The organism is Streptomyces spinoverrucosus (assembly GCF_015712165.1).
GTDB classification, from domain to species: Bacteria; Actinomycetota; Actinomycetes; order Streptomycetales; family Streptomycetaceae; genus Streptomyces; species Streptomyces spinoverrucosus_A.
Genome location: NZ_JADPZX010000001.1, coordinates 5,346,379 through 5,360,026, shown reverse-complemented (window position 1 = coordinate 5,360,026; position 13,648 = coordinate 5,346,379). Strand labels below are relative to the sequence as shown.

At 71.2% G+C, this 13,648-nt stretch carries 11 protein-coding genes and 1 tRNA gene; 1 reads left to right on the top strand and 11 read right to left on the bottom strand.

Features of this window, described 5'->3' with window-relative positions:
- Positions 1 to 14 precede the first annotated feature (14 nt).
- From I2W78_RS24320 to I2W78_RS24310, 3 genes are read right to left on the bottom strand one after another with little or no spacing between them, the layout of a single operon-like run.
- On the bottom strand, positions 15 to 395 hold the full coding sequence (locus I2W78_RS24320; RefSeq protein ID WP_196462388.1) for a type II toxin-antitoxin system death-on-curing family toxin: 381 nt from the start codon (positions 393 to 395) through the stop codon (positions 15 to 17).
- Entirely contained in the window at positions 392 to 592 is a 201-nt protein-coding gene (locus tag I2W78_RS24315; protein WP_196462387.1) for a ribbon-helix-helix protein, CopG family, read from the bottom strand. Before I2W78_RS24315 ends, I2W78_RS24320 begins: the two co-directional genes overlap by 4 nt.
- Positions 593 to 632: 40 nt before the next feature.
- Positions 633 to 2,084 carry an MFS transporter gene (locus I2W78_RS24310; protein WP_196462386.1) on the bottom strand — a complete coding sequence of 484 codons (1,452 nt, stop codon included), beginning with the start codon at positions 2,082 to 2,084 and terminating at the stop codon, positions 633 to 635.
- Between the two features lie 181 nt (positions 2,085 to 2,265).
- On the opposite strand from I2W78_RS24310, the gene I2W78_RS24305 reads away from it, so the two are divergent.
- A tRNA-Cys gene (locus I2W78_RS24305) sits at positions 2,266 to 2,340 on the top strand.
- A 17-nt stretch (positions 2,341 to 2,357) separates the two neighbouring features.
- Here the strand turns inward: I2W78_RS24305 and I2W78_RS24300 are convergent.
- The 8 genes from I2W78_RS24300 to I2W78_RS24265 form a co-directional block, all read right to left on the bottom strand.
- Positions 2,358 to 3,536, bottom strand: a complete 1,179-nt coding sequence (locus tag I2W78_RS24300; protein ID WP_196462385.1) for an SUKH-4 family immunity protein — start codon at positions 3,534 to 3,536, stop codon at positions 2,358 to 2,360.
- Positions 3,537 to 3,683: 147 nt separating this feature from the next.
- Positions 3,684 to 5,993: a xanthine dehydrogenase family protein molybdopterin-binding subunit gene (locus I2W78_RS24295; RefSeq protein WP_196462384.1), complete on the bottom strand. Its 2,310-nt coding sequence runs from the start codon at positions 5,991 to 5,993 to the stop codon at positions 3,684 to 3,686.
- Positions 5,990 to 7,540, bottom strand: a complete 1,551-nt coding sequence (locus tag I2W78_RS24290; protein WP_196462383.1) for a 2Fe-2S iron-sulfur cluster-binding protein — start codon at positions 7,538 to 7,540, stop codon at positions 5,990 to 5,992. Before I2W78_RS24290 ends, I2W78_RS24295 begins: the two co-directional genes overlap by 4 nt.
- Positions 7,537 to 8,430, bottom strand: a complete 894-nt coding sequence (locus I2W78_RS24285) for an FAD binding domain-containing protein (RefSeq protein WP_196462382.1) — start codon at positions 8,428 to 8,430, stop codon at positions 7,537 to 7,539. Before I2W78_RS24285 ends, I2W78_RS24290 begins: the two co-directional genes overlap by 4 nt.
- Before the next feature lie 296 nt (positions 8,431 to 8,726).
- Complete coding sequence (locus tag I2W78_RS24280) at positions 8,727 to 10,355, bottom strand: beta-N-acetylhexosaminidase (protein ID WP_374222699.1); 1,629 nt, start codon at positions 10,353 to 10,355, stop codon at positions 8,727 to 8,729.
- A gap of 1 nt (position 10,356) precedes the next feature.
- On the bottom strand, positions 10,357 to 11,202 hold the full coding sequence (locus I2W78_RS24275; RefSeq protein ID WP_196462380.1) for a carbohydrate ABC transporter permease: 846 nt from the start codon (positions 11,200 to 11,202) through the stop codon (positions 10,357 to 10,359).
- Complete coding sequence (locus I2W78_RS24270; protein ID WP_196462379.1) at positions 11,199 to 12,161, bottom strand: carbohydrate ABC transporter permease; 963 nt, start codon at positions 12,159 to 12,161, stop codon at positions 11,199 to 11,201. Before I2W78_RS24270 ends, I2W78_RS24275 begins: the two co-directional genes overlap by 4 nt.
- On the bottom strand, positions 12,161 to 13,453 hold the full coding sequence (locus tag I2W78_RS24265; protein ID WP_196462378.1) for an extracellular solute-binding protein: 1,293 nt from the start codon (positions 13,451 to 13,453) through the stop codon (positions 12,161 to 12,163). The genes I2W78_RS24270 and I2W78_RS24265 overlap by 1 nt, the downstream gene beginning before the upstream one ends.
- Between the last annotated feature and the right edge of the window lie 195 nt (positions 13,454 to 13,648).

Below are 13,648 nucleotides of genomic sequence, written 5' to 3'. Positions count from 1 at the left end.
CGAGGTCACACCGGCTACTCGGCGAGCTCCCGCAACGCCTCGGAGATGGCCTTGACTTCGTCCAGGCTGCCCGTGGCCACCGCAATCACCAGGCGCTCGGCGGCATCGATGTCCGGCCGCAGCTGAACCTCGTTCAGCGCCAGAAAGACCACGCATGATGTCCACGCCGTGCGCTTGTTGCCGTCGACGAAGGGATGGTTGATCGCCAGCGATTGCAGGAGCGCCGCCGCTTTGTCGAACAGGTCGGTGTAGGCCTCCTGCCCGAACATGGAAGCCGAAGGACGATGCACTGCCGACTCCAGCAGGCCCGCATCACGCACGACGACATCCTGGTCATCGACGGCCAGCTCGGCGATGGCCAGGACATCCTCGGCCGACAGGTAGATGCAGGTCACTTGAGCCGCTCCAGCAGTTCGGCCCACTTGACGGTCTGCTCCTTGGCGGCCTTGCGGACGAGCGCTTCGTGCGCCGTCCGGGCCAGGTAGTCGTCCACGGCCCTCAGCAGTATGGCGTGCATGCTGACACCCTCCTCTTCGGCCCGCAGCTTCAGAGCTTCCGTCTGGTCGTCGCGAAGACGCAGATTCATAGCCATACCAAAACGGTACCACACGTTGGTGTCATACTGGTACCAGTCAGCGGATTGGCTCCCGCAACCGCGTCGTCACCCAAGCCCCCACCAACGCCACCCCCGCCATCGGCAGGAACACCACCGCGAACGCGGCCGGGTGGGAGGCCGTGGCCTCTGTCGCGGCGTGGGTCACCGTGCCGCCGCCCAGGGCCGCGAAGGCGGCGCCGCCCGCGGCCAGGAGGAGCACGTTGGACAGGCCGTCGGAGATCTGGAGGGCGGCTGAGTTGCTGCCGGCCTGGTCGGGGGCGGAGAGGTGCAGGAGCAGGACGCTGGTGGAGGAGATGACCAGGCCCATGCCGAGGCAGCCGAAGCCCCAGGCGACGGCGACGATCCACACGGGGACGGCGTCGAGCAGGACGCTCGGGGCGGTGGCGATGGCCGCCGCGACCAGCAGCATGCCCAGCGTCATCAGGCGTTCCCGGTACGGCTCCAGGCGCGGCCGCGACTGCACCCACGAGCCCAGCGCCCAGGTCGCCCCGCCCGCCGCCAGCGAGAAACCGGCGAGCGTCGGGGAGAGCCCCCGCTGGGTGACCAGCATCAGCGGGACGAAGGACTCCGCGGCGATGAAGGCACCCGCCGCGATGCCGCGCAGCAGCACGACGGAGGGCAGCCCGCGCGCCGCCCGGTACGTGCCGCGCGGGAGGAGCCCCAGCACCGCCGGGACCAGCAGCGCGGCGCCCGCCACGCCGGGCAGCACGGAGAGCCAGCGCAGATCCTGGGCCGCGTACTGGAGCAGTCCCGCGCCGAACGAGATGGCGAGCGCGAGACGGATACGGCGGCGGTCGAAGGAGCCCTTGCCCTCCCCGTCCGTCACCGGGCCGGCGGCCCGGTGACGGATCTGCGGCAACGCGAGGGCCAACGGCAGCAGCACCAACACCGGTATCCCGAGGAACACCCAGCGCCAGCCCAGCTGTTCGGTCACCGCGCCCGCCGCGAGCGGGCCGACCACCGACGGCACCACCCAACTCGCCGCGAACGCCGCCATGATCGCCGGTCGCAGCCGCTCCGGATAGGCCCGCCCGACCACGACGTACAGCGCCACGATGACCAGCCCACCGCCGAGCCCCTGCACCGCCCGCCCGAGGATGAACAGCCACATCGCCCCCGCCGTCCCGGACAGCAGCAGCCCCGCGCCGAAGGCGGCGATGCCGGTGGTCAGCGCGCCGAGCGGGCCCCGCCGGTCCGACCACTGCCCGGCGAGCACCATCCCGAACAGGCTCGTCGTGAAGTACCCCGAGAACGCGAACGCGTACAGCGACACCCCGTCCAGCTCCCGCGCCGCCACCGGCATCGCCGTCCCCACGGCCGTCGCCTCGAAGGCGATCAGCAGTACGACGGAGACGATGCCCACGCTCAGCGCCCGGTGCGACCGGCTCAGCACACCCTCGCTGTCGGGTTCCGGCGGGACGGTCAGGGCGTCTGCGACGTCGGTGTCGCGGGGGTTCGGGGCAGCCATGTACGTCAGCGTAAGGTGCGCAACCGGACATCGCCCCTGTCGGGAGACGGTGATCTCCTCAGCCCTTGGTCGTAGACCCACCCGTTCGTGAACGGCGTATGGCAGTCCCATTGCGGCGCCCCGCCTTTCCTTGAGGCCCGCCCATGCCCCGCCCTACGGTCGAAGCACGCCAGCAGCACACGGCCGTGTGCCCGAGTGGTTGAGGGGCTCGCCTGCAAAGCGAGTTACACCGGTTCGAATCCGGTCACGGCCTCCAGTCCCCGTGAAGTCCCCCTACAGCACCCCACCCGCCTCGTCCTGGAACAGCTCCGTCCAGTAGTGCCGGACCGAGCGGTCGATCACGCTCGTCGGGTCGACCCTGCGCAGTACGTCGATCATCGTCGCCGCCAGCTGGTCGTACGCCTCGGTCGTCAGCTCGTGGTCCGTCGCCGCGTCGATCGCCTTCTCGCGGTGCAGCAGCCACAGGGTGAAGGCGAGGGTGGAGATGTCCGTGTTGAGGGAGTACAGCCTCGCTTCGGGTTCGCTCCAGTTCAGGACCTCGCCCGTGGCGCCGTCGACGACCAGGCTGTTGTCCTCGATGAGGTACCCGAGGCGTATCAAGTGGTCGGCGCGGTCGGGGAGTCTGTCGGTGGGGAAGTCGCCGGGGCGTTCTTCGGTGTAGTACTCGGTGAGGGTCGGGAGCGGGACGTCCGTGTCGAGGTAGAAGAGGAAGCCGTCCTCGGGCAGGCCCGTCTCGCGCAGGAAGCGGCGGGTGGGTTCGTGGGTGAGGGTCGCGGGGAAGTCGACCTCCTCGAAGCGGGCGATCCGGCCGGGGCCGAACTCCTGGTCCAGCAGGCGCGGGGGCAGGTCCAGGGTGAGGCCGGACTCCGTGCCCGGGCCCGCCATCAGGGCCAGCGGGCGGATCAGTGCCGCCATCCGCCAGTACGGCGGCAGCTCACCTTCCGGTCCCGCGCCCTCCTCGAACACTGCCAGCAGCTGCCGCGTCGCCTCCGCCACCGCCTTCGGCCCGGAGCGGCCGGCGTAGGAGGCGAACTGGCCGCGCAGGTCGGCCAGTTCCTCCGTCGCCGCGGCGAACCGCACCAGCGTCCGCAGCGACGGCGCCAGCGGGCGGCTGTCCATCAGGTCGGGGCGGTCGTGGAAGATGTACGTCGTCGAGACCTGGCCGGTCGCGCCGTCGAGCAGCACCGACTCCGACTCCAGGCCGTCGGGCGCCAGGAGGCCGCCTATGACGAGCTGTTCGCGCAGCCGGGCCACCAGACGGTCGGGGTCGGCCGTGGAGTCCGCCACCGTCCGCAGGCCGTCCCCGCGCAGTGCCTCGAACGTCAACAGGGCGCTGTCGCCCGGCAGTCCGGGACCCGCCAGCCAGCGGCGCGTCGGCGCGTGTGTGACGTACGGGTCGAGTTGGTCCTCGGTCAGGGTGATCACCGCGGCAGCGGCGTCGATCGTGCTCATGGCTCCCCCGCGCATGCTTGTCCAGGGGGGTACGCCCGCCGCCCCTGCCCCGCACGGCCGTCCCCACTGCCCAGAACACTACGCGCCACCACTGACAATCGCTCCGACCTGCGGAAACAGTCAGCGAACTTCAGCGGTTGAGCAGCCTCACTGCCCCGTCACGACCGCCGCCTGCGGCCGGATCGGCAGCCGGTTCACCGGACGCCCCGTCGCCGCCCGAACCGCCGACGCGACCGCCGCCGGCGACGCCACCACCGGCACCGCGCTGACCGCCTTGGCGCCGAACGGCGCGACCACGTCCCGCTCCTCGACCAGCTTCACGATCCGGATGTCGGGCGCGTCCAGCGCCGTCGGCAGGGCATAGCCGGTGAGGTCGGGATGCCGTATCACGCCACGCGGCGTGCGCAGGTTCTCCGTGAGGGCGATACCGACGCCCTGCGTGACGCCCGCCTCGATACGCGCCGCGAGCTGCGCCGGGTTCAGCACCCGGCCGACGTCCTGCGCGACCGCCAGCTCCACCACCCGCACGGAGCCGATCTCGATGTCGACGTCCACCACCGCGCGGATCGCGCAGAAGGCCAGTCCTACGAAGGCGTCGCCCTGTCCGGCGCCGTCCAGCGGCTCGGTCGGGTGCGGGCGGCACTGGGCCGTCGCCCACAGTTCCTTGCCGTCCAATGCCTCGCTGACCGTCGTCGACAGGACTCCGTCGTACGAGGTGATCTTGCCGTCGGTGATCTGGAGCAGCTCCGTGGACATGCCGAACTTGTGGGCCAGGGGCTGGAGGAGTTGCGTGCGGACCATCTTCGCCGCGCGCTCCACCGCACCGCCCGACACCCACGTGTGGCGGCCTCGGCAGCCCGCGCCCGCCGGGGGCTGGTCGGTGTCCACCGGCGCCACGTGCACCTCGTCGACGCCGAGCGTCTCCTGGACGATCTGGCGGGCGAGCGTCGCGAAGCCCTGCCCGGTCTCGACGGCCGCGCACAGCACGGTCGCCACGCCGTCCTGGACCTTCACGGTCGCCGTGGAGACCTCGTCGGCGCCCTCCGCGCCGAGCATGTGGACCATGCCCAGGCCGTAGCCGACGCCCCGGCGCACCGCGCCCGGTTCGCCCGCGCCCTCGGGGCCGCCGGGCAGCAGCCACTCGTCCTCGGGCGTGTCCTTGGGGAGCTTGGGGAGCGGGAAGTCCCGTACCGCTTGGAGGAGTTCCGCGACCGGCGCCGGGCATGTCACCGTCTGGCCGGTGGGCAGGACGTCCCCCGTCGCCATGACGTTGCGCAGGCGCAGTTCCGCCGGTTCGACGCCGAGCTTCTTGGCCAGCTTGTCCATCTGCGCCTCGTAGGCGGCGCAGACCTGCATCGCGCCCTCGCCGCGCACATGGCCGGAGGGCGGGTTGTTGGTGCGGACGGCCCAGCCCTCGATGAAGGCGTTCGGGACGACGTAGGGGCCGCAGGCGAAGGCCACCGCGGCGGCCAGCGCCTCGGCCGAGGTGTCCGCGTACGCGCCCGCGTCCAGCAGGATCTGCGCCTCGACCTTCACCAACCTGCCCTCGGCGTCGGCGTGGTGGCGGTAGCGCAGCAGCGTGGGGTGGCGGTGCGTGTGGCCCAGGAAGGACTCCTCGCGCGTCGCCGTCAGCTTCACCGGGCAGCCGGTCTTCAGCGCCAGCAGGCCGAGCGGGAGCTGGAAGCCCTGGTCCTCGCGGTCGGCGGTGGCGCCGGGCACGCCGGTGACGACGACCTTGACGCGCTCGGGCTCCAGGCCGTAGCAGGCGGCGGCCCGGTCGCGGTCGGCGTGCGGGTCGGTGGACGCCAGGTACAACTCCACGCCGCCGTCGGGACGCGGCACCGCGAGGCCCGCCTCCGCGCCGATGGGGGCGGGGTCCTGGCGGCCGATGCGGTACAGGCCCTCGACGACGACCTCGCCGGCCGCGTCCGGGTCGCCGTGCCGCAGCGGGATGTGCCGGATCAGGTTGCCGTCGGGGTGCAGCGGCTCGGCCTCGAAGGCCTGCTCCGGGTCGGTCACCGGGTCGAGCACCTCGTACTCGACGATGACGGCCGCCGCCGCCATCCGCGCGGTGTCCGGGTGGTCGGCGGCGACGGCGGCGATGGGCTCGCCGTGGTGGCGTACGACGTCGGAGGCGAACACCGGGCGGTCGGCCTTGCCCCGTCCGTGCAGCGGGGAGCCGGGCACGTCCTCATGGGTGACGACGGCCCGTACGCCGGGCATCTCGCGCGCGTGGGAGGTGTCGATGGACACCACGCGCGCGTGCGGGTGCGGTGAGCGCAGTACGGCCGCCCACAGCAGGCCCTCGGCCCACAGGTCGGCGGCGTACGGGAAGGTGCCCTCGGTCTTCGCGCGGGAGTCGGCGGCGGGCAGGGAGGCGCCGAGGCCGTGCGGGAGCGGTTCCGCGGCGGGCACGGCCTCCGCGGTGGTGGTCGCGGTGGCGGCTTCGTTGCTCACGCCTGACCTCCGTCCTGTCCCTGTCCGTACGGCTGGTCATGCGGTCCGGGCGGTGTCCCGGGGGACTCGAACGCCGACAAGTTGACGCCACCGGCCCCGGGGCCCGCCTGGTGAGGGATACGCGGCTCGGCGGCGTCCTGTTCGGGCGCGTCGGCCGCAGCGTGCGCCTCGCGCTCGGCGACGACGTCCTTGACGGCTTCCAGTACGGCCCGGTAGCCCGAGCAGCGGCACAGGTTGCCGCACAGCGCCTGGCGGGTCTCCAGCTCGGTCGGCGCCGGGTTGCCCTCCAGCAGGTCGTGCACGGTCATCGCCATGCCGGGCACGCAGAAACCGCACTGCACGGCACCGCACTTGGCGAGCGCCCGCTGCACGTCCGAGGGCTGCCCGTCGACGGCCAGGCCCTCCACGGTGCGCACCTCGCTGCCGGCCGCGGTGACCGCGGGCACCAGGCAGGAGGCGACGAGCCGCCCGTCGACCTGGACGTTGCAGGCCCCGCACTCGCCCTGCGAGCAGCCGTCCTTGGCGCCCGCGAGGCCGAGCCGCTCCCGCAGGACGTACAGCAGCGACTCGCCGATCCACGCGTCGGTGACGGGGCGGTCGGCGCCGTTGACGCGCAGCACGTAGGAGGCGAGGGGATGTTCCTCGCGCGGGAGCGTGGTGGACGGCTCGGCGGGAGCGTCCGGCTCACTCGGCGGCTCGTCTGCGGGCTCCGACCCGGAGTCCGCGTCCCCGGACCGCGCCGACCCCTCGGCGCGGCTCTCGGCATGGCTTCCGGACAGGCTCTCGGCGGCATCCACGGCCCCAGGGGCCACCGAGGCCGCCTCCAGCGCCTCAGCGGGCCTCTCAGCCTCCGCTACGCCCTCCTGGGCCCCCAGCGTCTCCTGGGCACCCCCGGCCGCCTCACCGCCCGCAGGGGCACCTTCCGTCGCGTGCCCCACGGGCACTTCGGTGTAGGCCTGCTGCTCCCACGGCTGCCCGGCCGCCTCGGTGGCCCAGGGCGCGGGTGCGCCCCCGGGGAGCGTGGCGGGCGGAGTACCGCCCCACTGCTCCACCAGCGCCGACGTCGTGAACTCGCCCGATTCGTCCGGTAGATCACCGTTCGCTACGGGAATCGACCACTGCCCGGTCACGTCATGACCGGGTGCGGGGGCGGACTGGTGGCCGGGGTGCGGCCGGCCGGCCTCCGCCTGGGTGGCCTCCTCGAAGTTCCACTGCCCGGTGGCCCCGGGGTTGTACGCGTACTGGTCCTGACCGCCGCCCTGGGGCATCGCGTTCGGGTCGGCCCACTGCGCGCCCTCGGAGGGCACGCCCCAGGTACCGGTGGCCGCCGGGTCGGTACCGGCGGCCGGCGTGACCGCTATCTGCGGCGGCACATAGCCGTGGCCGGGCGCGGCGAGCGGGCTGTCGGCGGATGCCAGGAGCGCGTCGATGCCGCCCTCGGGGAGTTTCACGAAGGCGGTGGCGCCGTCGTCGTAGTCGCCCTGGGGCAGCGGGTCCCAGCGTCCGCCGCCCTGGGGCGTGCCCTCTCCGTGCTGGTCGTCGGTCACGACAGTGCCCTCCCCAGTGCTCGTCGGGCCAGCGCGGCGACGGTGCGCCGCAGGTGCAGTACGGCGGGCGGAAGCTGTGGGACCGAACCGTCCTCGGCCGGGGGCGCGTCGGGGATGCAGGCCGCGGCGACGTACTCGCCGAAGGCGGTGAGCGCCTCGGGCACGATCGCGCGGTTGTTGTCCCAGTCGATGAGCTGCGCGACCCACTGCTCGGCCTCCAGGGGCCGCAGCGACATCGGCGCTATGGCACCCACGGCACACCGCACCCCGCGCCGGGCCGGGTCGAGGACCAGCGCCACGGAGGCCACGGCCCGCCCGGGGCCGGTGCGGCCGGTCGCCTTCAGGAAGACCTGCGGGGCGTGCAGCAGCGGCACGCGCACGTACCCGATGAGTTCACCGGCGCGCAGCATCTCCACGCCCGCCAGCAGGTGCGACACCGGGATCTCCCGGCGGGCTCCGCCCGGGCCCGCGATGATCAGCGTCGCCTCCAGGGCGGCCAGCACGGGCAGCGCGTCGCCCGTGGGGGCCGCGGTGGCGATGTTGCCGCCCAGGGTGCCGGCGTTGCGGATGTGCGGCGGGCCCGCTGCGCGTGCGGCCGCGGCAAGCGCCGGGATCAGTGCGGCGAAGTCGGGGCGGCCCATGCGCGCGTGCGTGAGTCCGGCGCCGAGCAGGGCGTGGCCGTCCTGGTACTGCCAGCCGCGGATCTCACTGATCCGGCCGAGCCCGACCAGCGCGGCGGGCCTGAGCTGACCGGAGTTGACCGCGGTCATCAGGTCGGTACCGCCCGCCACGGGCACGGCGGCGGGCATGGCGGTGAGTGCCGCCACGGCCTCGTCCAGCGTGGCGGGCAGGGTGACGGCCTGCGCCGCCTGCGGTGCGTGCGTGGTCAAACCGGCTGCCCCTTCCCGCTGCCCCACCTGGTCCCGCCTGTGTGGCCGTACGGTACGTGCCGACAGGGCGGACGTGGCAACTCTGGCACATCTTCGCAGGACCCGAAGACGGGGGTCCGCTAGGAGGCATTCGCCCACCTCATCAGGGAGATGGCCCGATTTGTACGTACATCACCGCGCATCACCGGTCATGCGGAATTGCCACTCTTCGGTGACCCTTGTCCACTTTTTTTCCCGCCTGTTCGAGACCTGCCCGTTCGAGACCTGCCCGTTCGAGACCTGCCCGCTTCGCGGGCCTACCTGTTCGGCGGCGGCCCCTCGATCGGGCGGCCGAGTACGCCGGGGCGCTGCTGCCAGGGCCGCGGCCCCGTGGGCGGCCGGTAGGCGACGCCCAGGGCGTCAAGTCGCCGGTAGTGGGCGGTCATCCGGCGTTCGAAACCGGTGAAGTCCCGTTCCGCCGGGGCGGGCAGGGCACTCCAGGCGACCTCGGCGAAGGCGGCGAGCCTCGGAAAGGCCTGGTAGTCGACGCGCGCCTGGTCCTCCATCACCTCGGTCCACACATTGGCCTGCGTACCCAGTACGTGCCCGGCCTGCGCCTCGGTGAGCCGCGGCGGCACGGGCTCGAACCGATAGACGTCCTCCAGGGTGCGCACATACCCGATCGGTACGGGTTCGTCCGCGCCGTCGGCCTGGCGGTGGTCGAGGTACACCTGCTGCTCGGGGCACATCACGACGTCGTGACCGGCCTGGGCGGCGGCGATTCCGCCCGCGTATCCGCGCCACGAGGACACCGTCGCCCCGGCGGCGAGCCCGCCTTCCAGGATCTCGTCCCAGCCGATCAGCCGACGCCCGCGCGCGGAAAGCCACTCGTCGAAGTGGCCGATGAACCACGACTGCAACGCGTCCTCGTCGGCCAGCCCCAGTTCCCTGATCCGCGCCTGCGCGGTGGCCGACTGCCGCCACTGGTCCTTGGGGCATTCGTCGCCGCCGACGTGAATGAACTCCGAGGGAAACAGATCGAGGACTTCCTCGAACACGCCTTCGTAGAAGCGCAGGGTGTTGTCAGTGGGGGCGAGTACGTTCGCGGAGATCCCCCAGTTGTCCCAGACCGAGAGGGAGTTGGTGTCGATGACGTCCGAGTTGCCGAGTTCCGGATACGCGGCGATGGCGGCCTGCGAGTGTCCCGGTACGTCGATTTCCGGGACGACGGTGATATGCCGCTCGGCGGCGTAGGCGACGATCTCCCGGATGTCGTCGTGGGTGTAGTGGCCACCGTGCGGCTTCTCCTCCCACAGCGGCGAGGCCCGGTGGCCGAATTTGGTGCGCGCGCGCCAGGAGCCGACCTCGGTCAGCCTGGGGTAACGCCTGATCTCCAGTCGCCAGCCCTGGTCGTCCGTCAGGTGGAAGTGGAAGACGTTGAGTTTGTGCGCGGCCATCAGGTCCAGGTAGCGCAGCACGCCGTCCTTGGGCATGAAGTGCCGGGCCACGTCCAGCATGAGGCCGCGCCAGCGGAAGCGGGGTGAGTCCTCGACATGGGTCAGCGGCAGCCGCCAGGTCCGGCCGGGCAGCGGGGCGCGCCGGAAGGCGTCGGGGCCGAGCAGTTGACGTAGCGTCTGGGCGCCCCAGAAGAGCCCGGCGGGGCCACCGCCGACCAGGTGCACGCCGGTCGGCATGACGGCGAGGCGGTAGCCCTCCGCACCCAGGTCCTTGGTGACGGCCGGGTCGAGAGAGAGGCGGATGACGTCGTCCCCGTGCCCCTCCGCCGGTGGGAGCGGCAGGCCGGTGGCAGCGCCCAGCGTGGCCCGCAGCCAGCGTTCCGTCCACTCGGCGCCGTCGTGTGCCGCCAACCGCGTCCGGGGGCCCAGTTCGAAGGATCCGGCCCCGTGGGCCGTCAGATGAAGGGGCTTGGGAATCACGTCCACCACATCAGTCCTTTACCGCTCCACCCAGCCCCGACACCAGTCGGCGCTGCACCAGCACGAAGAACACCAGCACCGGAATCGTCATCACCGTGGACGCCGCCATCACGCCTCCCCAGTCGGGCTCCTCCGGTTTGTAGAAGACCAGCAGAGCCATCGGCAGCGTCGACTGCGAAGTGTCGCTGATGATGAAGGACTTGGCGAAGAGGAAGTCGTTCCAGGCCGAGATGAAGGAAAACACGCTCGTGGCCACCAGCCCCGGGAAGACCAGCGGGAAAAGGATCTGCCAGAGGAATCGCGCCCGGCTCGCCCCGTCGATGTACGCGGCCTCCTCCAGCGCCTGAGGCACCGCTTTCACGAACCCCCGCAGCATCCAGATCGCGAAGGGCAGGGAGAAGGCGATGTGCGGCAGGATCAGCGAGCCCAGCGTGTTCAGCTGGCCGAAGTCCCGCATGAGGAAGAACAGGGGGATCGTCAGCGCCTCCACCGGCACCATCTGGGCCACCAGGAACATGATCAGCAGGGTGGTCCGGAAGCGGAACCGGAATCGTGTCACGGCGGTCGCGGCGAGAAACGCGATCAGCGCCGAGACGACCACGACGGTGCACGCGACGACAAGACTGTTGACAAAGTACCGGCCGAATTCCTGCTGGCCGAAGACCCGCCGGAACGAATCCAGAGTGGGGGCCGACGTCCACGGCCGAGGGGTGGTGGACTCGATCTCCCCGGCCGGTTTGAAGGCGCTCAGCACCATCCAGTACAGGGGAAAGGCGACCACGGCCGCGATCAGCAGCGCCGCCGCCTCGGCGGCCGTCCGCCACGGCCGGCGCACAAGGCCCTGGAAAAGATTCACAGCTCCTCCCCCTGTCGGCGCAGCAGCCGCAGATACACGAGCGTCACCGCGAGCAGGATCAGCAACATCACGACGCCGATCGCCGAGCCGAGGCTGTACTGCGAGGACGCGAACGCCTGCTGGTAGGCGTAGACGTTCAGGACGAGGTTCTGGCCGGCGATGCCGCCGCCGTTCGTCATGACGTAGATCTGCGTGAAGACCTTGAAGTCCCAGATGACCGACTGGATGGTGACGATCACCAGGATCGGGCGGAGCATCGGCGCCAGCACCGAACGCCAGATCCGCCACTGCGAGGCACCGTCCAGCGCGGCGGCCTCCAGCACCTCCGTGGGCACGGCACGGATCCCGGCGTACACCGTGACCATCACGAACGGGAAGGAGCACCACACCACTTCGAGCAGGACGAGGAAGAAGGCGCTGAACCGCCCGTACGTCCACGAGTGGTCGCCGAGTCCCAGGATTCGGTTGACCGGCCCGAAGTCCGGGTCGAACAGCAGCAGCCAGACCGTGGACCCGGTGACCGCGGGCGTCGCCCACGCCCCCAGCGCGGCCAGCATCAACGCGAGCCGCGGCAGCGCCCGCACGCGGGTGAGCAGCACGGCGAGCGCACACCCGACAGCCAGCGTCGACACCACGCAGGCCGCCGCGAACAACACGGTGGCCAACAACACCTGCCAGAACTGCTCGTCGCCAAACAACCGGGTGTAGTTCCCGAACCCCTGAAACGACGTCGGCTCCCCACCGCTGACCTGCGCCTGGGTGTACTCCAGAAGGGAGATCAGCCCCAGTTGGTAGACCGGGTAGACGAGCAGCCCACCGACGACGACGAGAGCCGGGGCAAGGTATAGCCAAGGGGTACTGCCACTCCCCCAGGGGCGCGGGGAACTGCGCGACAAGCCACGGACAGCCCGCAGCCGCGAACGCTCCCCCACCCCCAAGCCATTAGGCGTCACCCGCATCACCCGGCGGAGCCAAACGCGGCGTCCATCTTCGCCGCCGCATCCCCCGCCGCCCCCGCCACACCCTTCTTGCCGCTCACGATCTCCTGGAACATCGTCGGCAACACCAGCGAGGAGTCGATCTGCGCCCACGCGGGCGACGCCGGCACGAACTTCGTCTCCGCGGCCAGCGTCTCGACGAACGGCTTCACAAAGGGCTCACGCTCCGCCACCTCGCCCCGCACGTCCGTGAAGGTCGGCAGAAAGCCCATCGCGTCGAAGAGTTCACCCTGCGTCCGCTTCGACGCCAGCCGCTTCATCAGGTCGACGGCGAGTGTGCGGTGCGAGGTGCTCTTCAGTACGCCGATGTTGTTGCCGCCCGCGAACGCCGGAGCGATCGAGCCCGGTTCGACCCCGGGCAGCGGCACCACCGCGTACTTGCCCTTCACCGCCCCGGCCTCCACCGCCTGATGGCTGAAGTCGCCGCCGATCGCCATCCCCGCCTTGCCCGAGGCGAACGCGGTGACGGTGTCGTTGCCGGTCATCCCCGCGCATTTGGCGGCGGGGCAGTTGTCGTCGCCGAAGAGCGAGGTGTACGCCGTGATGCCCTTCCGGGCGTCCGGGCTGTCGATCGCGGAGGCGTACGAGCCGCCCTTGCCGGTGGCCAGTTCACCGCCGTTGGCCCAGATGAACGGCATCGCCCCGTAGGTGTAGGCGCCGCCCACTGCCAGGCCGTACAGGTCGGGCTCGGCGGCCCGGATCTCCTTCGCCGTCTCGATCAGCTCGGCCTGGGACTTCGGCACGTCGAGGCCGAGTTCGTCGAAGACGTCCGTCCGGTAGTACAGGGCGCGTACGCCCACAAAGTACGGGGCGCCGTAGATCTTCCCGTCCACCGTCACCGATTGCTTGGCGGTCGGGTCGGTGTCCTTGGCCTCGCTCCAGGACGTGAAGTCCTTGGTGACGTCCTCCAGGCCGCCGTCCTTCACATAGCCGGCGGTGTCGGTGTTGCCGTACTCGATGACGTCGGGCGCGCTCCCGGGGTCGTTGAAGGCGGCCTTGATGCGCTGGGCGCGGGTCTCGACCGGGATGTACTCGACGGTGACCTCGGTGCCCTCGTGCGCCTTCTCGAAGCCGTCGAGCACGGACTGGACGACCTGCTCCTTCGGCTTGTTGTTGACCTCCTGGAACAGCCAGACCCGCAGGGTGCCGGTCTGCTCGTCCTTGCCGGAGGTGGAGTTGCCGGACGTCTGCGGGGCGCAGGCGGCGGTGACCAGGACGGCCGCGACGGCGGCCAGTCGGACGGACAGCTTCATGGAGTACTCCTCCGAGGCGTTGCAACATGCGCAATGACAGTTTCGCTCTGCACAACAACAAGCCGGAGGTTATGAACTACATGAACATGCCCACAAGAGGTCTCAACCACTTCGTGACATGACGAAGAGGCCCCCGGGGCGCGCCGAAGCACATCCCGGGGGCCTCCCGGACATCAGTAAGGAAGGGTCAGACGG